Source organism: Pseudomonas pudica (genome assembly GCF_015680405.1).
In the GTDB taxonomy this organism is placed as follows: domain Bacteria; phylum Pseudomonadota; class Gammaproteobacteria; order Pseudomonadales; family Pseudomonadaceae; genus Aquipseudomonas; species Aquipseudomonas pudica.
The window spans coordinates 41,149-57,531 of record NZ_JADLJS010000009.1; the positions used below are offsets into that span (position 1 = coordinate 41,149).

Here is a 16,383-nt window from a genome sequence, read left to right on the forward strand (position 1 = left end):
ATTCGACGGTGGGTGTGCTGCTATCGGAGGTACTGCCCCAGGCTTGAGGCGCCGGAGTGCGGTTTTGGGCGGTAACCGAACAGATGTTGTCGAGGCAAAGACCGGGCTACAGGCAACAAATCGACCAGGCGGGAACTTCAACGCTCGGACTCGGTCGATAACATCCCCTCGCCCTCAAGCCAAGGGCTTGCCCAAGCCCTGCCGAGTCTGCCGCCGATGCCCAGCACACCTGTTCTGTCGACCTTGCTCCTGTTATTCAGCACAATCACGGCACAGGGCGCATTGGCTGGTGAACGCTACGCGCCCGCACGCAGCAACAATGCCTCGACCGTGCTGATCGAAACCGCCTCGCAACAGTATGCCGACGGCCAACTGGACAAGGCGGCGGCCACCCTGGAGCGCGCGCTGCACATTCAGCCGAACAACCCGGCAACGCTGCACTACCTTGGCGTTTTGCGCCTGCAGCAAGGGCAGTATGAACAGGCCGAAACGCTGGCGCTGCGCTCCAACCTGCGGGTGGGCAACAATCACGCCCTGCGCAGCCGCAACCTGCAGTTGATAGAAGCCGCGCACAAGGCCCAAGGCTCCGGCATGCTGCCGACGGCTGCACACTGACGGTGATCAGACGCTGCGCGTCAGCCCACCATCGACCTGCTTTGCACCCACGCGCATTACCCGGTAAAGTCGGCGCCAGGGCGCTGGCTGCGCCTGCGGTCCGCGCCAAGGGGTTTCCCGAGCCATGCGTCATCATATTTCCATACCAGCTCCCGGTTTGTCGGCGGACCGAGCCCCAGAGGAGTTGGCATGCCCGCCATCAATGCATCCCGCCACCACGGCCTGCTCGACCTGCCCGCCTTGCGCAAACGTGCCAAACGCTTGCTCACCGCCCTGAAAAACGACGAGGCCGACGACACCCGCGAGCAGCTGCGCGCGCTCGGCCTGTCCGGCCCTGACTACCGGCTTGCCGATACCCAATGGCTGGTGGCCCGCCAGGCCGGCTTTGCCAGCTGGCCCAAGCTCAAGGCCCATGCCGATGCCGTCGCTTTCGCGGCACGCCACCCTGGCTTCACCGCCGATGACGAAGCAGCCGTGCAGCATTGGCGCTGCGGCAACGACATCGCCCAAAGCTTGCGCACGGCCGGTTTTGCCGGTGCGTTCCAGATGTTCGACGACCCCATGGTCATGGGGCCCGTCTGCGCACTGCCCGAGGAACAGTATTGGCAGGTTCGGGCCGCTTACATACAGCAGGCGTTCAACCTGAGCATCCAGGACGTCGAGCAACGCCTAGCGGCGCAACGCACCGCCCTGGCCGGGTTGAACAGCGACAGCAAGATCGTGCTGTGGTGCGAGGGTGACGCTTACGACCAGCTGTTCCTGATCCGCGTACTCGCCAGCCTGCCCAGCCTGCCGCGCCGCTTGGAGCTGATCGAAATCACCCAAGTACCTGGCGTCGAGCGCTTCATCGGTATCGGCCAGCTGGCCCCGGACCTGCTCGCCTGGCTATGGCCACAACGTCGCGCGCTGGGTGAGGACGTGCTGGCCCTGGCCCGGCAGACATGGGCGGCCTATACCGCGCCTGACCCAAGGGCCTGGGCTGCCCTGGCGGACATCCAGCATGCCGCCTTGCCGTTGCTGGGCCGGGCCCTTGCGCGGCAACTTCAGGAGCTGCCGGGGGCGAACGACGGTTTGAGCCTCACCGAGCGCCTGCTATTACGCGTTCTGGAGTCACGCGGCGAGCTGCCGGCCGGACGTGTGTTTGCCCAGTTGATGATGCAGGATGAACCCCTGCCTTACCTGGGCGACATGATGTTCCATGTTTTGCTGCAGCCCCTGATCCATGCACCGCACCCGCTGCTGCTGGAAGGCCCGGGCGAGTCTTGGGCACAACGGCCGTTGCGGCTGACCGCTCTTGCCGAGCAGCTGCTCGCGGGGCAGGCGCATTGGCTTGACCACAACCCTGCGCAGCGATGGGTGGGTGGAGTGCTTATCAATGCCGCGGACAAGCCCTGGGTGGTCAGCGAACAGGGCGAAGTATGGCAGCGCAAATAGCCCGCTCGAGCCTGATCAGGTAAAGCGGTGGATGGCACCGGCAAGTCAGCTCTCATGGAACTGCCCATCACTCATTGCATTAGCAGGGATCCTGTGGGAGCGGCTTTAGCCGCGAACAACGGCGCAGCCGGTGCCATGCAGCGCGTTGGATTCTTCGCGGCTGAAGCCGCTCCCACAGGGTACGCGGACCGCTTGCGAATTCAGTTCTTTACTCGACAGTGCAGCCCAAAGGGCTGGGCGATCTAGCTTTCAGAGCTTGAGCAACACCGTCGCGCCTACGGGACCGATGTTGCAATTGCCTTCGCCGCTTGCGCCAAACGTTGTGTAGCCAGCCGGATTTCATCCATGTCCAGCGAGGCGAAACCAAGGCGCAAGGCATTTTCGGCATGACCAAACGGCGAAAACTGCCGACCACTGCGTACCACCAGATCCAACTCCAACGCCTTGCCAACCAACTGATCCACATCGATTCCGTCAGCAAACCTCACCCACAGCGCCAGCCCACCTTCCGGCTCGCGCACGGTTACCTGCTCGCCAAAGGCATCGCGCAAGCAAGCCAACAGGGTATCTCGACGTCGGCGATACTCCCGGTTAACCCGACGCAAGTGCTTCTTCAGCTCGCCATCATTGATCAAGTCCGCCAGCATCTGCTGCATCACCGCATCGCCCTGCCCCAGGGTCAGCGTCGCCCTGCGTTCGAGCGCCGCGGCCACCTCCGCCGGCGCCACGATGAAACTGCAACGGAACGTACTGCCCAGGGACTTGGACAATGAGCCAATGTAGATCACGTGCCGCTGCTGACGGTCGCTGGCCAACGGCAGGTAAGGCCGACCGGCGAAGTGGTACTCATGGTCGTAGTCTTCCTCGACCACGCAAAAGGCGTGCTGCCGCGCCAGCTCCAGCAACTGCTGCCGGCGCCCGGCAGGCAGGCTGACCGTGGTCGGGAACTGGTGATGGGGAGTGATGTACAGCATGCGCACCTGGTGCAGCCGGCAAAGTGCATCGATCTGCTCGACCCGGCAGCCCTCGTCATCCAGCTCCACAGTCACCAGCCGGGCGCCCAGCTGGCGGAAGATCTCCCACGCGGGCGGATAGCTCAGGCGTTCGACCAGCACAACGTCACCGGGCTTGAGCAGCACGCTGGCCACCAGGTACAGCGACATCTGCACGCCCTGGGTCAGGCAGATATGCTCGGCGCCAACGTTCAGGCTGCGATTGTTCCGCAGCATGTCGGCCAAGGCGCTGCGCAGGGAGTGGCTGCTGCACGCGCTGCCATGGCGCACGGTGTTGGCGGCAAAGCTGTTGCGCAAGGCATTACGGTAATAACGGTGCAGAACGGTCTGCGGCAGCAGGCGGTGGTCACAGGCGCCGTTGTCGAAGAACAGCGCACCCGGCCGATTCTGCTGCGCGGCAGCCTGTTCGTTGGCCGCGAAGTAGGCAACGGCAGGCTCCTCCTGTAGCACCAGGGCAAAGGGCTGCGCTGCATCGGGCTCGGCCAGCGTACCAGCCGCCAGCTGCCGACTGACGAAGGTGCCACGGCGCTGCACGCTTTCCAGCCAGCCTTTGGTCTCGGCTTCCTCGTAGGCGAGGATCACCGTCTTGCGGTTGACGTTCAGCAGTTGCGCCATTTCCCGCGTGCCGGGCAACGGCGTGCCGGGGCGCAGGCGGCCCTCGGAGATCGCGGCTACCAGACCCTCGACGATCTGCCTGTACGAAGCCTGCGGCTGCGCCCCGTCGAGCTTGAGCAGTGGCTGCCATTTGCGAAGCTGGACCATGTGAATTAACCGAAACTGGAGGTTCTACTGGTCCTGGACTATAGCAACAATCGAACCTCCACTTGCCCCGAGGTGCCCATGCAGAACCGCCACGTGATTGAATTGTCGCCCTCGGGCAAAACCTTCGACGCCAGCCAGGAGCTGCTGCTCGATGCCATGCTCGCCAGCGGCCTGCCGGTGCCCTTCTCCTGCCGCCGCGGCGCCTGCGGGTCTTGCAAGGTCAAGGTGGTGGCAGGGCAGTATCGGCACAAGCAGCGGACGGCAGACATGCCCGCGCCCTGCTACCCCCTCGCCGCCGACGAAATGTTGCTGTGCCAGAGCCATGCCTGCAGCGACATGCGCCTGGAGATCCCCGGCTGGTCCCTGGAAACCCAGGCGCTGGAAATCCACGCGCAGGTTCATGGCAAACGCGAACTGAGCGCCGATATCATCGAACTGGTGCTGCAGCCTGCACAGCCGTTGGCGGCAAGGGCTGGCCAGTACGTACGCTTTCGGCTCGACAACGGTGATAGCCGCTGTTTTTCCATAGCCAACCTCCCTGCCCAGGACCAAGGGCAACTGGTGTTTCACATCCGCAAGGTAAGCGGCGGCCTGTTTACCGAACGCCTGCTGCCAACCCTGCAAGCAGGTGACACCTTGAAACTTGAAGGGCCGGTGGGCGCCTGCACCTGGCAGCACGAGGACCAGCGGCCCCTGGTGCTGTTCGCCACTGGCACAGGTTACGCCGGCATCAAGCCATTGCTGCTGACCGCCCTGGCAGGTGATGCCGAGGTCACGTTGTACTGGGGCGGCAGATCGGACGCCGACTTCTATGACCGTGAGTTTCTCGAGAAGGCCAGCCGTGCACACGCTCACTTTCGCTGGCACCCGGTGCTGTCGGACCAGGCGCGCGTGCAGCAGGTGGCGCTGGCCCAGGCCCATCGCTGGGCCGACACCCAGGTCTATGCCTGCGGCAATGTCACGATGATCAGCCAGGTTCGCGAGCAGTGCCTAGCAGCAGGCCTGCAGCCCCATCGTTTTGTCGCGGAGGCTTTCGTTGCCAGCGGCGCACAGGCGCCCGAGGCGTCAACAGCCAGCCCATTGCACCCGGAGCTGGAAAAAGTCGGCCCGCGCTACTCGCTGGACGGCATGCTCGCTGCCCGCGAGCAGTCGGTACGGGCCGTGACGGCTATCGCCAGCCAGCTGAAAGTCGGCATGACCACCGCCCAGGCGCTGGAGATGGCCGCGCAAACCTTGCAGGCGATGGGCGCATCGCACACCTGGCACCCGACCTACATCCGCTTTGGCGACGACACCGTGCGCACGCCACGCCAAGGCATTGATCCGCAACGTGTATTACGTAACACGGATATCGTCGTGGTCGATGTCGGCCCGGTATGGGATGGCTATGAGGGCGACTATGGCGACACCTTCGTGTTCGGCCAACACGAGCTGCACCACGCCTGCGTCAAGGCACTGCATGAAGTGTTCGACGAAACCCGCCAGGCCTGGGGCCATGGCCTGACCGGGCGCGAGCTGTACGACTTCGCCGAGCGCAGTGCCCAGGCAAAAGGCTGGCAGCTGGAGCGCAATCTGGCCGGGCATCGCATCGCCGACTTCCCGCACGTGCTGTATGGGCAGGACAAACTGGCCGAGGTGGAAATCGTCCCGAGCGAAGTGGTGTGGGTGCTGGAGATCCAGCTGTGCCACCCTAGCGAGCCGGTCGGAGCGTTTTTCGAAGACATCCTGATTGGCGAGGCCAGGCCGCTCTCATAGATTCAGCAAGGCCCTGGCTAGCCCTTTGGGCTGCGCTGTCGAGTAGAGAACGGAATTCGCAAGCGATCCGCATACCCTGTGGGAGCGGCTTTAGCCGCGAAGAATTCAACGCGCTGCATGGCACCGGCTGCGCCGGTGTTCGCGGCTAAAGCCGCTCCCACAGGGGCCCTGCTGATTCAATGAGTCATATGCCCTTCTATCTCAAGCACCGAGCGAATCCAGCACGCCTTGCAGCTTGCCCCGGGTCATCTCGGTGCACGGCTGCATGGGCTCGCGCAGTTCGTCGCTCATCAGCCCCTGTAGCTGCAAGGCCGCCTTGACCACAGCCGGGTTCGGCTCGGCAAAGGCCATCTTCATCCACGGCAGCAACTGGTAGAACGTGCCGCGCGCGGCTAACCAGTCGCCATGGTCGACCTGCTGCAGCATGCGCACGTACAGGGCGGCGCGTACATGCGCCGAAGCCGAAATGGCCCCTGCACCACCCAGGCACAGGTTGTTGAAGATCTGCGCGTCCTCACCGGCCAGCACCTGGGCGTGGCCGTCCTGGATCAGGGCCATGGTGGTCTCGCTGTCGCCGCTGCAGTCCTTCACCGCCGCGATGCGCGGGTGGCGCACGATGCGGCGCAGGGTTTCACGCTCGATGCGTACCCCGGTGCGGTAGGGGATGTCGTAGACGATCACCGGCACGCTGGCGGCATCCGCCACGGTGCTGAAGAACGCCTCGATGCCGGCCTGCGAAGGCCGGATGTAGCACGGTGCAGGGACCAGCAGCCCGCCAATGTCGCGCCGCTGGATTTCAGCCTGGAAGGCCAACAGCTCGCGCAGGTTGTAGCCCGACAGGCCCATCACCACCCTGCCCGGCTCCACCCAGGCCAGCACGGCATCCAGCATGGCCAGTTGCTCGGCCTTGGACAGCGCCGCAGCCTCGCCCGTGGTACCGCATACCACAAAACCGGCCACACCATCTTCGAGCAGCTTCTTCACCAGCTTTTCCAGGGCGGCGAAGTCGATTTCATTGGCGCGCATTGGTGTGACGAGGGCGATCCAGATACCACGGAAATTCGACATGCAAAAACTCCTGATGTTGACCGAAAGTCAGCGTCAGCAGGGCGAAGAGTCGAAGTGGTCTGGCAGGGATACCTGGCGCCTTCTGTCTCGTCAGCCCACCTGACGAGACAGCGCGCCTCGGTCAGATGAGCGGCTGTTTCTTGGATTTCTTGGCAACGGCAACGCACGCGCCTGCCTGGGCGATGAAGCCCGAAGCGAAAATGGCGTGGTTGGAAATGGACATGCCGGCAAGCCCGTTGCGTGGATATGGCTGGATAATGGTGGCGCGGCGTACCCGGTGTCAACACCGAGATCGCCAACCCATTGGGCTGCGCTTTTGCCCAGGGAAGTGAATTCACAAGCGGTGCACGTACCCTGCAGGTCCGATCTTGCACAAGAGGCATTTGATCAATCCAGCAGCCACCCGGCATCGCCCTCGTCCAGCCCCCCCCCGTGATCCGTCCTGTCACCTTTACGCGCCACGGCCGCGCCTTCGATCAGGAAATGCTCAGCCCCACTTTCGATCACGGCGCCGCACGTGGTCCGATCCCCCACCCTGGCAACCGCCCTGCCATTGAAGGTGTACGTGGCACTGCCGCTTTCTACCTGGTTGGTGCCATGTAGCGGGCAGACATGTCGATGACCTACAAGTACGACAGGGTTCATTGAGCTTCTCCTTCTGATGGCCCAGTACGCGATTCACGGTCCATTTCCTGAGGCCAATCAACCTTCGGCGCCAGGCAGTGCATGTGGCTGAGGCCATCGTCATCGTTCCAGTCGCGGGGTGGGTGCACGAATTTCGGCAGGGCTTCGGGGCCTTGCTGCATGAATAGCCGGGCGATAGCCCAGTAGGCTTCTCCGTGGTAGAGGTCGTGGGTGAATAACACGCGGTCGATGACTTCGTCGGTGTCCGGGTTGCGAACCGACAGCATGACGTTTTCGATCAGCCCACCGTAGCCGGGGGCGTAGACTCGGTAGACTTCGGCGGTTACGTCGTCCCAATTGTAGGCGACAGGTTTGACGCCCCAGTGTTTGCGGCTGAACAGGAAGAGGTAGCTGCATCTGAATTGATAAACATAGATCTTTCGACGCAAGCGATTAAAACGTATTGGTTCGTCTCGTGGAAGTGCCAAGTCTAGCCGGACAAATGAAAAGACGACCCATACGCAGATTAGAGGCCCGAGTATCAAGATTAGCTTCATAATCCAATCGAAGGCCTGACTGTAATCAATGAGCCCCCAATACACTTGTCCAGCTACAAAAAACAAGAACAGCAGCGTCGGAATGCCAAGCAAGGCCAATACACCTCGTAGACGGACTGTAGATCGAGGCAACTCCATGTATACATCATCAGCATGGTTTGGCGGCGGATTAATATCGTTCAAATTCAAGAGAGATGTGGGTGCTTCGTGGGCGCTCGGTAGATCGTAGCGCCAGGCTGGCGCACGTCTCATTAGCACTCTTGGCTCATGCGTCGTCATTTGCCCTCCGGTTACATGTACATCACCAGCAATGTTGCTGCGACAATGGAGTGCGCTCCAATTGTCGGCATGAGTTCTATAAGGCCTGAGATAGCCAATTGGGACCGGTCATTACCGTCCGAGGCGGCTCGTAAGGGTTGAAGCGGCGCAGGTGGCCCTGCTCGCTGACGGCATAGGCATGCCAGACCTGCTGGTCGAGCAGGACATACAGGTAGCCCATACGCAAGGTGCGCAAGCCGATCATTGTCGAGATATGCCGGTTATCCGCGACGGTGAAAACACACTCGGGGCGGGTATCCGGCACCAGGGCGCGGCGCAGCGGCAGGATCGGCAGGCCCTGGCGCTCGCAGGACATGCACTGGTCGTGCGGGAGCCCGGCTTCGGCGATCGCGAGGGCGATACGTTGACTGATGGTCATGAGCGACTCTCGGATTTCGGCAGGCATTCGATCAGGTGGCGCCATTGCGCCTCGGAGTAGCGGGCAAGCAACGCGGCGAGAGGCGCCTGGCCTCTGGCCGCTGCGTCGATCATTTCGCCGACCACAGGTACGGTATGCAGCCTTGGGTGAATGCACAGGTGATGGAGAGCGAAAGCCACGATGTCCTCCGTCTCGCTCAAGCCCAACCGGCGTGCATCATCGATATGGTTCGAAGCGCGCACCGCTGCAAAAGGTGGGATCTGGCACTGATTGACGCGGCGCGAACCCGCCCGCAACACTCGCCAGATAGCCAGCACACGCTCGATCAGCCCCACGTCATCCTGAATTCGCCGCGCAGGTGCCGGCAAAGGGTGTCGCTGCCCGCCCTGCCCTTTCAGGCTTGCCAACCGCCCCCCGCTACTCAGGAACAACCAGTCACTGATCGGCCACCATGGGCCTTGTTCGAGCCGCTCGAACACCGCTGCGAGCAACTCCAGACGGACGGGTTCGTAGACCGGGTAGCAGCCAAACTCCCGATGGGAATCGGGTAGCCGACACAAGGCCGTGAGATGGGACGCGACAGCGACCGAAGGCGCCTCACTGAACAGCCAGCCACACAGGTAACGCCGTTGCTGAAGCAACGCCTTTTGCGCTGCTCGGGCCGTGAGTTCCAGCAGGCAGCGACTGGGGACCGTGCCGGGCGAAGCCAGGCAGGCCAGTACGGGATGCAGTTGAGGGGCATGGGCCAGGTCGTCCCGGTGCACACGGGTCAATGCATGCTCACCCAGGGCATTGCGCAACTGGGCAAGCACGGCGTGGTCGCCATTGTGAGCAGTCGCAAGCGGGTCTATCAGCACATGGCAGTACAGGTGCGCCCCATGATGGCTTTCGATGAGCCTGGCCAGGTTGTCAGTGCGCATCAGACCTTGGCCTCGCACTTTTTGCTGGTATCAGGCACAAGCGAGAGTGGCTGGCTGTTTCCAGCCCCGGACGCAGCCGCGCTGGTTTGCCCTAGCAGGTCGAGCTTGAGCCCGTTGATGGTGATGCCCTGCTCATCCAGCACAATGCTGCCGCCCGCAGTTCTGAACTCGATGCGCTCACTGGCGCGCAGCTGATAGATCGTCGTATGTTGCTCAATGCCCTGCCCGACGGTGACCTTTTGCGCACCTTTGACGACAAGCTCGGCATCCTTTCCGACAACGGCCTGGTGATTGGCCCCTGTTGATTCGCTACGGTCGTTGCCTACTTTCTCGATAAAGTCATGCTTGATGTCTACGTTGCAGGTTTGCCCAATGAGCTGGGTATGGTCACCCCCGGTTTCCTGGCGGAAGTCATGGCCGATGTTCAAGTGCTCATCATTGCCGACCTGCTCGACACGATTACGTCCCACCCGCGTGGTCTCATCATTGCCGACTACATTGTTCTGGTCCCGCTGGGCATGGATGAACACTTCTTCCTTGCCAAGCTCGTCCTCGAAACGCAACTCGTTGAAACCATCGCCCTTGTGGGTCTGGCTCTTGATGGTCATACGGGTCTTGTGTTCGGGCAGGTCGTAGGGCGGCAGCTGGTCGCCGCAATAGGTACGCCCGGTGATCATCGGCTGGTCGGGGTCGGCGTTGACGTACTGGATGATCACATCCTGGCCGATGCGCGGGATGGCCATCGCCCCCCAGCTGCCGCCTGCCCAACCTTGCGACACGCGCACCCAGCAGGAGCTGAACTCGTTGTTCTCGCTCTCCCGGTCCCAGGGGAAGCTCACCTTGACCCGGCCCCACTCGTCGCAGTAGATCTCTTCCCCGGGTGGCCCGACGACCGTGGCCATGTGCGGGCCGTCGATGCGTGGCTTGGGCAATGGTGCCGGACGCCATTCGATCCGGCCAGGCACCAGCACGGCTTCCTGCGAATAGCGCGTTCCTTGTGCAGCTTCGGCAGCTTCTTCTTGCAGGCTGGTGAACTGGCTGCCCTGGTGATGCACGCGCATCACGCGCCAATGGGCGTTGAGGTCGTTGCGCGGGTGTTCGACAAGGGTGAAGCTCAGGCCTGGTTGCAGCCGTACATCGTCACCCTCGACTTCGGCAATACGGGCGTCATGGCGCAGGCCCGTCAGGCGGGTGGCGGTGAAGGGCACTCCGACCGCATCGCGCTTGTAGCGGCCGGGGTAGTCGAAGCGCTCATAGTCCCGGGACTGATGGGTGATGCTACTGTCACCTGCGCGATGTTCCTGCCGGTACTGCGGGTTGGTGAAGGTGTAGTCCCGCTGCACCTGGCGTGCGGTGCGCACCTGCTCGCTGTAGCGCAGGCGGCGCAGGCAAGGCCTGGCCTGGTCGCCACCGCTGTTGGCGCGGTACAGCACCTGATCGGGGCCGATGTCGTCTTCGTCGAAGAAGTCTTCATCTGCGTCGTCGGCCTTGAGCGCGCTTCGGCTGATCTGCCCCAGTGCCAGAAGTCGGTCGGTGATGACCAGCTGGTGGTGTTTCGGCGTGTGTTCGAAGCGATAGACAAAACCCTCTTCACCCGCCAGGCGGGCGATGAAGTCGAGGTCCGTTTCACCGGCCTGTACGCAGAACTCGCGCACCTGATGCTCGCCCATGCTCTTGATTTCGAAACGGGCAATGCCCTGGCGCTTGAGCATCAATTCAAGGATCTGCGGCACGGTCTTGTGCTGGAAGATGCGCCAGTTCGAACGCAAGCCGGCACGGGCCAGCACGGGCTCGACCAAGGCGCGGTAACGGGTGCGACAGAACCCTGTCTCACCCTGGCTGAAGCTGCTGACCAGGCCGTGCACATAGCGCAGGGGGCGCTCACCGCGCCAGATCGTGAACAGCACCGGTTTGTCGAGCAACTGGCCGAAGTCGACCTCGTCTTCAAAACTGATCAATTCCAGTTTCAGCTGAAACGGTGAGCTGATCATTTCGTCGAGTTCGAACGAAACCACCTCGAAGTCAATCTGGCCAGCCAGCGGCTGGAAGGTGAAGCGCAAGTCGGATTGGCTAGGCATGCGTATCCCTCCCGCTACTGCTGCAAGATGCCGTTGAGCGATTCCAGCACCTCGGCGGTGATCAAGTTCAGGCGGTAGCTGTAGAAGCAGTAGGCGCAGACCATGGCGATGGCGGAGATCACCAACGGGCTCCACCAGGGCCATTCCCGGCGCCGCATGCGGTAGGGACGGTGGACCACGTTGGTATAGGGATCGCCCGGGAATTCCGGCGTGGGGCCGCGCAGTTCACGAATGACCTTGTGCATGCGCGAAATCAGGGCATTGATGATTTCATCGCACTTCGGGTCCAGGGCGTACTTGCCCTTCAGGCCCAGACAGAAGCAGAAGTACAGGAACTCCAGCACATCCTGGAACTCCTCGGGCGACTGCATCAACCGCTCCAGCAACACGAAGATCTTCTCGCCGCCCTGGGTTTCGTCGTGGAAGATGCTGAGCAGCGGTTCGTGGCTCCAGCACGAATTGTTCCCCCAGGGGCGGCTCATCACGGCCTCGTCCAGATAAAGGCACAAGGCATAGGAATAGACTTCCAGGTGCACGGCGGAATAACCGTGCTGCTGTATTTCCTCGCGGATGGCGCTGACCTGGGTCTGCAGGGCCTTGTGCACCTGTTCGATGTTGGGCAGGTCATCCAGCGTACGCAGTCGAATGACCAGGCCGAACAGCGGGTTGGCCGCGTCGAGCATCAGGTTGGCGAAGCCGCCGCGTAGCTGGAAGCCCGGGTCGGCCGGATAACCCTCGTGATCTGCGCGCCTGCCTTGACCGGGCAGATAGAGTGAATCGGAGCCCGCCGGGACATCGAGCATGGCATGCAGGCTGCTTTCGGTTACGTCATGGGCAGCGTTGGCGGCCTGGAATTTTCCAGGATGAACAGCAGATGGGCCGGGCATGAAGAGGTCCTTGTCTTCCAGTAGGCTGAAGACATGAACACTATCGGGGAATCAATTCTTCGAGGAGCGTGGGGCGTCCCAAAACGCTGTAGGAATTGTCTCCTTTTGGCTTGTCTGAACGCTGTGATGCCGGTATCTGGGGCCCTTTCGCGATACAAGGCCGCCCGCGCAACGACCGCGCCAGCCTTTGCGTGGGTGGCGCAGCGCTGCAAAAGATCAATCAGCCAAACAACCTGGCCAGAAAGCCCAGCTTCTTCTTGTAGGAGCGCCGGGCTTCCAGTGCGTCCTCCAGACTGACTTCCAGGAACCGCGCCTGCTGGTTGGGCTGCATCTGCCCGATCAGGTCCAGGTCGGCACTGATTACCGTGCCGATCATGGCGTAGCCGCCACCCGACACCGCGTCACGGTGCAGGATGATCGGCTCCAACCCCGCGGGTACCTGGATCGAACCGATCGGGTAGCAGCTGTCGACGATGTTCGACGGGTCCGAGCCGGCCCCGAACGGCTGCTCACGTGGCTGGAAGCTCAGGGCACTGCCGCCCTTGTAGCGATAGCCGATACGGTCGGCCTCGGAGCCTACCGTCCAGGCTTCGGTGAAAAAGCTTTGCGCGGCAGCCTTGGTCAGGCGGTGAAAATACAGCCCCGGCACCACCCGTAGCACCACCTCGCCGCCCAAGGCCTGGCGCAGGGCCATGGGCAGGCTCGCGCCGGCACGGGTCTTGCCGCTGGGTACGCCGACCGGCAACAGGTCACCCGCCATCAGCTTGCGCCCATGCAAGCCACCCAATGCACCCAACGCATAGGTGGAACGGCTGCCGAGCACCTCGGGTACATCGATACCGCCGGCCACCGCCAGGTAGGCCCGGGCACCTGCGGTAGGGAAGCCGAAACGCAACACCTGCCCGGCACGTACGGCAAACGCCGTATCCGGGCGTTGCTCACGGCCATCGAGCAAGGCCGGCATCTGCGCACCGCAAACCGCCACCAGCGTATCCTGCTGGAACTCCAGCTCCGGCCCCACCAGGGCACATTCGAGGCCGGCGGCGCCGGCCGGGTTGCCCACCAGGTGGTTGGCCGCCCTCAGGGCGTACTGGTCGAGGGCGCCGGACGGCGGGATGCCCAGGTGGTAGTAGCCTTCACGGCCCAGGTCCTGCACCGAAGTAGCCAGGCCGGGTTTGAGTACCTTGATCATGCCAGCACCTCCTGCAGGGTCCGTGGATAGCCGACCGGGTCGGCGAGGAACGCATCCAGGGAGAATTCCACCGGGCGAATGCGCAGGTCGAAGCGGCCTTCCTCGACATCCGCCACCGCCTGGTCGTAGGTGCGGCGGTCGATTGGCTTGAACTGCACGATGTCTCCCGGGCGGAAGAACACCATGTGCTCCTTCAGGTAGTTCAGTGTCTGCTGCGGGTCGTAGATCGGTGCCGGGGTGACGCCGAACATCTGGTAGCCGCCTGCCCCGCGCACCGAATAGATGCAACCGAAACAGCCACCATGGCCAAGGGTGAGCTTGGGGGTGTCCGTACGTGGGCGCAGGTACTTGGGCACCTGCAGTTGCCGCTCGCGCTCGACCATCTGGAACATGAACGGCAGGCCGGCAACGAACCCGACCATCGACACGAACCACGGCGCGCCGCTGTGCGCGGCAATGAACGCCTCGACATCGGTCAGGCCGTTGATCCGCGCGGCGTACTCCAGGTCGGTGCTGCCCGGGTCCTGATGGCGGTCACGAAAACGCATCAGCGTTTCATGGGTCCAGGGGTCGTTGTACAGCACTGGAATCTCGATGATCCGCGTCTGCAACGAGCGCTCGGCCACCGCCTGCGCTTCGGCACCGCGCACCGCCTCCAGCAGCGCCTGCGGCGCGATACGGTCCGGGTCGAAGCGGATCTGGAACGAGGCGTTGGCCAGGCACACATCCAGCACCCCGTCCAGGGCCAGCCGCTCCACCGCGCGGGTGACGGCCATGCCCTTGAAAAAGGCCTGCAGCGACATGCTCTCGCTGACTTCGGCAAACAGGTGCTCGTCGGCGCCAAAGCTATAGCGGATAGGGGTTGTAGCGAGCGGTTCGGCCATGACTGTTCCTTTTCTTGGAATCTTTATAGAAAGGCAGGCGAAAGCAAATTGCACGGGCTCCGGCGTATACCTGCCGGATGCCCCACGGATTCAGCGTGGCGCACGCACCACGATACCGGCAGCGTCCAGCGCCTGGCGCGTGGCCTCGACCAGGTCGAGCGCCCCCGGGGTATCGCTGTGCAGGCAGATGGAATCGAATTCGATGGCCAGGTCCTGCCCCTCGACCGTGCGCACCACGCCTTGCTGACAAGCCCGCAACACCCGATCGGCGACCGCCCCGGGCTCATGGCCCCGCACGTTGCGGGTGAACACGATCGACCCGCTCAGGTCGTACTCGCGGTCGGCGTAGAACTCTCGAATTACCGGCTGGTCAAGTTCCTGGGCAATCCGGCAGATCACCGAACCGGGCATGCAGTACAGCAGCAGCTCCGGCTCGATCACCCGCAGGTTTTCCACCAGCAGCCGTGCAGCTTCCTCGTCACGTGCCAGATGCATGTACAGAGCACCGTGCGGCTTGATGTGTTGCAGGTGCACACCTTGGGCGCGGGCAATTTCCCGCAGGGCACCGAGCTGGTAGAGCATGTCGTCGACCAGTTCCTGGGCCGGGGCATTGATGTGCCGGCGACCGAAGCCGACCAGGTCGCGGAACCCAGGGTGTGCACCCACTGCGACGCCCAGGGCCTTGGCCCGCTCGACGGTACGGCGCATGGTGCCGGGGTCACCGGCATGGAAGCCGGTGGCGATGTTGGCCGTGCTGATGTAGCCCATCAGCTCGTTGTCGACGCCATCGCCAATGGTCCACGGGCCAAAGCCCTCACCCATGTCCGAGTTGAAATCCACCACCTGCATGATTGTCTCTCCTGGCGCTTGTGACCGCATGCAAGCCACGTTAGATTCTCCGCACCCCCTTGGGAAGATCTATAAACAGATAGGGTGTCTTCGGAAAATCAGATACACCAGGAGCCTACCGTGTCACTGACCCTGCGCCAGGTCCGCTACTTCGTCGCCACCGCCGAGATCGGCCAGATTTCCCAGGCGGCAATCCACCTGAACATTTCGCAGTCTGCGGTCACCACGGCGATCAAGGAGCTGGAGGCGATGCTCGGTGTGCTGCTGTTCCAGCGCTCGGCCCAGGGCATGAGCCTGACCGAGGCCGGCCGCCACTTCCTGAACCGCGCCTACGTGATTCTGCGTAGCGTGGACGATGCGCTGAACAGCCCGCTGCCGGATGTTCGCGCCAGTGGCCTGCTGCGCCTGGCGGCCAGTTATACGGTGATCGGCTACTTCCTGCCGCATCACCTGCAACGGCTGGAACACTGGCACCCGGACGTGACCCTGGAGCTGTACGAGCAGGAGCGCAGCGCCATCGAGCAAGGGTTGCTGGAGGGGCGTTTCGACATGGCAGTGGTGCTCACCGCCAACCTCACCCACCCGGACATCGTCTCGGAAACCCTGTTCAACTCCGAACGCCGACTGTGGCTGCCTGGCCATCATCCGCTCTGCGAGCGCTCGGCGGTAAGCCTGGCCGACGTGGCCTGCGAGCCGTTCATCCTGCTGACCGTGGATGAGGCCGAGCAAAGCGCCATGCGCTATTGGGAACAGGCCGGTCAGCGGCCGCAAGTACGGGTGCGGACCAGTTCGGTGGAGGCCGTGCGCAGCATGGTCGCCAATGGCAGCGGTGTGGCGATCCTGTCGGACCTGGTGCACCGGCCCTGGTCGCTGGAGGGCAAGCGTATCGAGACAGTGACCATCAGCGACCCGGTGACACCGATGAGCGTCGGGTTGGCCTGGCACCGGGAACGAGCGTTCAGCCCGGCGATGCAGGCTGTGCGCAATTACTTCCATGGTGCATTCCTGGCGCCGCAGCAATTGTCGGCACGGCGCTGACCGCCCTGCA

At 63.0% G+C, this 16,383-nt stretch carries 14 protein-coding genes and 1 pseudogene; 4 read left to right on the forward strand and 11 right to left on the reverse strand.

From position 1 onward, the window contains the following. Positions 1 to 282 precede the first annotated feature (282 nt). Together IRZ77_RS09415 and IRZ77_RS09420 are read left to right on the forward strand one after the other, a co-directional pair. On the forward strand, positions 283 to 615 hold the full coding sequence (locus IRZ77_RS09415) for a tetratricopeptide repeat protein (protein ID WP_230386317.1): 333 nt from the start codon (positions 283 to 285) through the stop codon (positions 613 to 615). A 189-nt stretch (positions 616 to 804) separates the two neighbouring features. Continuing rightward, positions 805 to 2,049, forward strand: coding sequence for a DUF1835 domain-containing protein (locus tag IRZ77_RS09420; RefSeq protein ID WP_196173378.1), 1,245 nt, complete (start codon positions 805 to 807; stop codon positions 2,047 to 2,049). A 275-nt stretch (positions 2,050 to 2,324) separates the two neighbouring features. Here IRZ77_RS09420 and pdxR read toward each other — a convergent pair whose 3' ends face one another. Continuing rightward, entirely contained in the window at positions 2,325 to 3,824 is a 1,500-nt protein-coding gene (pdxR, locus tag IRZ77_RS09425; RefSeq protein ID WP_196173380.1) for a MocR-like pyridoxine biosynthesis transcription factor PdxR, read from the reverse strand. 78 nt (positions 3,825 to 3,902) lie between these two features. Here pdxR and IRZ77_RS09430 point away from each other — a divergent pair, with 78 nt between their 5' ends. Next, positions 3,903 to 5,579: a M24 family metallopeptidase gene (locus IRZ77_RS09430; protein ID WP_196173382.1), complete on the forward strand. Its 1,677-nt coding sequence runs from the start codon at positions 3,903 to 3,905 to the stop codon at positions 5,577 to 5,579. 201 nt (positions 5,580 to 5,780) lie between these two features. Here IRZ77_RS09430 and dapA read toward each other — a convergent pair whose 3' ends face one another. The 10 genes and pseudogenes from dapA to IRZ77_RS09480 form a co-directional block, all read right to left on the reverse strand. After that, the gene (gene dapA / locus IRZ77_RS09435; RefSeq protein ID WP_108479772.1) at positions 5,781 to 6,647 is read right to left on the reverse strand and encodes a 4-hydroxy-tetrahydrodipicolinate synthase; all 867 of its coding nucleotides are present in this window, start codon (positions 6,645 to 6,647) and stop codon (positions 5,781 to 5,783) included. A gap of 387 nt (positions 6,648 to 7,034) precedes the next feature. Beyond that, on the reverse strand, positions 7,035 to 7,292 hold the full coding sequence (locus IRZ77_RS09440) for a PAAR domain-containing protein (protein WP_196173383.1): 258 nt from the start codon (positions 7,290 to 7,292) through the stop codon (positions 7,035 to 7,037). Next, on the reverse strand, positions 7,289 to 8,107 hold the full coding sequence (locus IRZ77_RS26925; protein WP_230386316.1) for a DUF6708 domain-containing protein: 819 nt from the start codon (positions 8,105 to 8,107) through the stop codon (positions 7,289 to 7,291). Before IRZ77_RS26925 ends, IRZ77_RS09440 begins: the two co-directional genes overlap by 4 nt. A gap of 124 nt (positions 8,108 to 8,231) precedes the next feature. Further along, positions 8,232 to 8,525: pseudogene (locus tag IRZ77_RS09450) on the reverse strand (toxin VasX); the annotation flags it as partial. Continuing rightward, positions 8,522 to 9,445 carry a hypothetical protein gene (locus tag IRZ77_RS09455; RefSeq protein ID WP_108480497.1) on the reverse strand — a complete coding sequence of 308 codons (924 nt, stop codon included), beginning with the start codon at positions 9,443 to 9,445 and terminating at the stop codon, positions 8,522 to 8,524. The gene IRZ77_RS09455 and the pseudogene IRZ77_RS09450, both read right to left, overlap by 4 nt. Beyond that, complete coding sequence (locus IRZ77_RS09460; RefSeq protein ID WP_196173384.1) at positions 9,445 to 11,523, reverse strand: type VI secretion system Vgr family protein; 2,079 nt, start codon at positions 11,521 to 11,523, stop codon at positions 9,445 to 9,447. Before IRZ77_RS09460 ends, IRZ77_RS09455 begins: the two co-directional genes overlap by 1 nt. Positions 11,524 to 11,537: 14 nt before the next feature. Then, positions 11,538 to 12,410, reverse strand: a complete 873-nt coding sequence (gene icmH, locus IRZ77_RS09465) for a type IVB secretion system protein IcmH/DotU (RefSeq protein WP_196173385.1) — start codon at positions 12,408 to 12,410, stop codon at positions 11,538 to 11,540. Positions 12,411 to 12,630: 220 nt separating this feature from the next. Next, positions 12,631 to 13,602: a 5-oxoprolinase subunit C family protein gene (locus tag IRZ77_RS09470; protein WP_046613930.1), complete on the reverse strand. Its 972-nt coding sequence runs from the start codon at positions 13,600 to 13,602 to the stop codon at positions 12,631 to 12,633. Beyond that, positions 13,599 to 14,486, reverse strand: coding sequence for a 5-oxoprolinase subunit B family protein (locus tag IRZ77_RS09475; protein WP_135002071.1), 888 nt, complete (start codon positions 14,484 to 14,486; stop codon positions 13,599 to 13,601). The genes IRZ77_RS09470 and IRZ77_RS09475 overlap by 4 nt, the downstream gene beginning before the upstream one ends. Positions 14,487 to 14,576: 90 nt before the next feature. Then, complete coding sequence (locus IRZ77_RS09480; protein ID WP_196173386.1) at positions 14,577 to 15,335, reverse strand: 5-oxoprolinase subunit PxpA; 759 nt, start codon at positions 15,333 to 15,335, stop codon at positions 14,577 to 14,579. Positions 15,336 to 15,455: 120 nt separating this feature from the next. Between IRZ77_RS09480 and IRZ77_RS09485 the strand changes: the two genes are divergently transcribed. Then, positions 15,456 to 16,373 carry a LysR family transcriptional regulator gene (locus IRZ77_RS09485; protein ID WP_046613933.1) on the forward strand — a complete coding sequence of 306 codons (918 nt, stop codon included), beginning with the start codon at positions 15,456 to 15,458 and terminating at the stop codon, positions 16,371 to 16,373. Positions 16,374 to 16,383: the final 10 nt, after the last annotated feature.

What these genes read in the sequence shown, in the direction of transcription:
- IRZ77_RS09430 (WP_196173382.1), top strand. Translation starts at nt 3,903, where the DNA reads ATGCAGAACCGCCACGTGATTGAATTGTCGCCCTCGGGCAAAACCTTC.
- IRZ77_RS26925 (WP_230386316.1), bottom strand. Translation starts at nt 8,107, where the DNA reads ATGACGACGCATGAGCCAAGAGTGCTAATGAGACGTGCGCCAGCCTGG.
- IRZ77_RS09440 (WP_196173383.1), bottom strand. Translation starts at nt 7,292, where the DNA reads ATGAACCCTGTCGTACTTGTAGGTCATCGACATGTCTGCCCGCTACAT.
- pdxR (WP_196173380.1), bottom strand. Translation starts at nt 3,824, where the DNA reads ATGGTCCAGCTTCGCAAATGGCAGCCACTGCTCAAGCTCGACGGGGCG.
- icmH (WP_196173385.1), bottom strand. Translation starts at nt 12,410, where the DNA reads ATGCCCGGCCCATCTGCTGTTCATCCTGGAAAATTCCAGGCCGCCAAC.
- IRZ77_RS09420 (WP_196173378.1), top strand. Translation starts at nt 805, where the DNA reads ATGCCCGCCATCAATGCATCCCGCCACCACGGCCTGCTCGACCTGCCC.
- IRZ77_RS09470 (WP_046613930.1), bottom strand. Translation starts at nt 13,602, where the DNA reads ATGATCAAGGTACTCAAACCCGGCCTGGCTACTTCGGTGCAGGACCTG.
- IRZ77_RS09460 (WP_196173384.1), bottom strand. Translation starts at nt 11,523, where the DNA reads ATGCCTAGCCAATCCGACTTGCGCTTCACCTTCCAGCCGCTGGCTGGC.
- dapA (WP_108479772.1), bottom strand. Translation starts at nt 6,647, where the DNA reads ATGTCGAATTTCCGTGGTATCTGGATCGCCCTCGTCACACCAATGCGC.
- IRZ77_RS09480 (WP_196173386.1), bottom strand. Translation starts at nt 15,335, where the DNA reads ATGCAGGTGGTGGATTTCAACTCGGACATGGGTGAGGGCTTTGGCCCG.
- IRZ77_RS09475 (WP_135002071.1), bottom strand. Translation starts at nt 14,486, where the DNA reads ATGGCCGAACCGCTCGCTACAACCCCTATCCGCTATAGCTTTGGCGCC.
- IRZ77_RS09455 (WP_108480497.1), bottom strand. Translation starts at nt 9,445, where the DNA reads ATGCGCACTGACAACCTGGCCAGGCTCATCGAAAGCCATCATGGGGCG.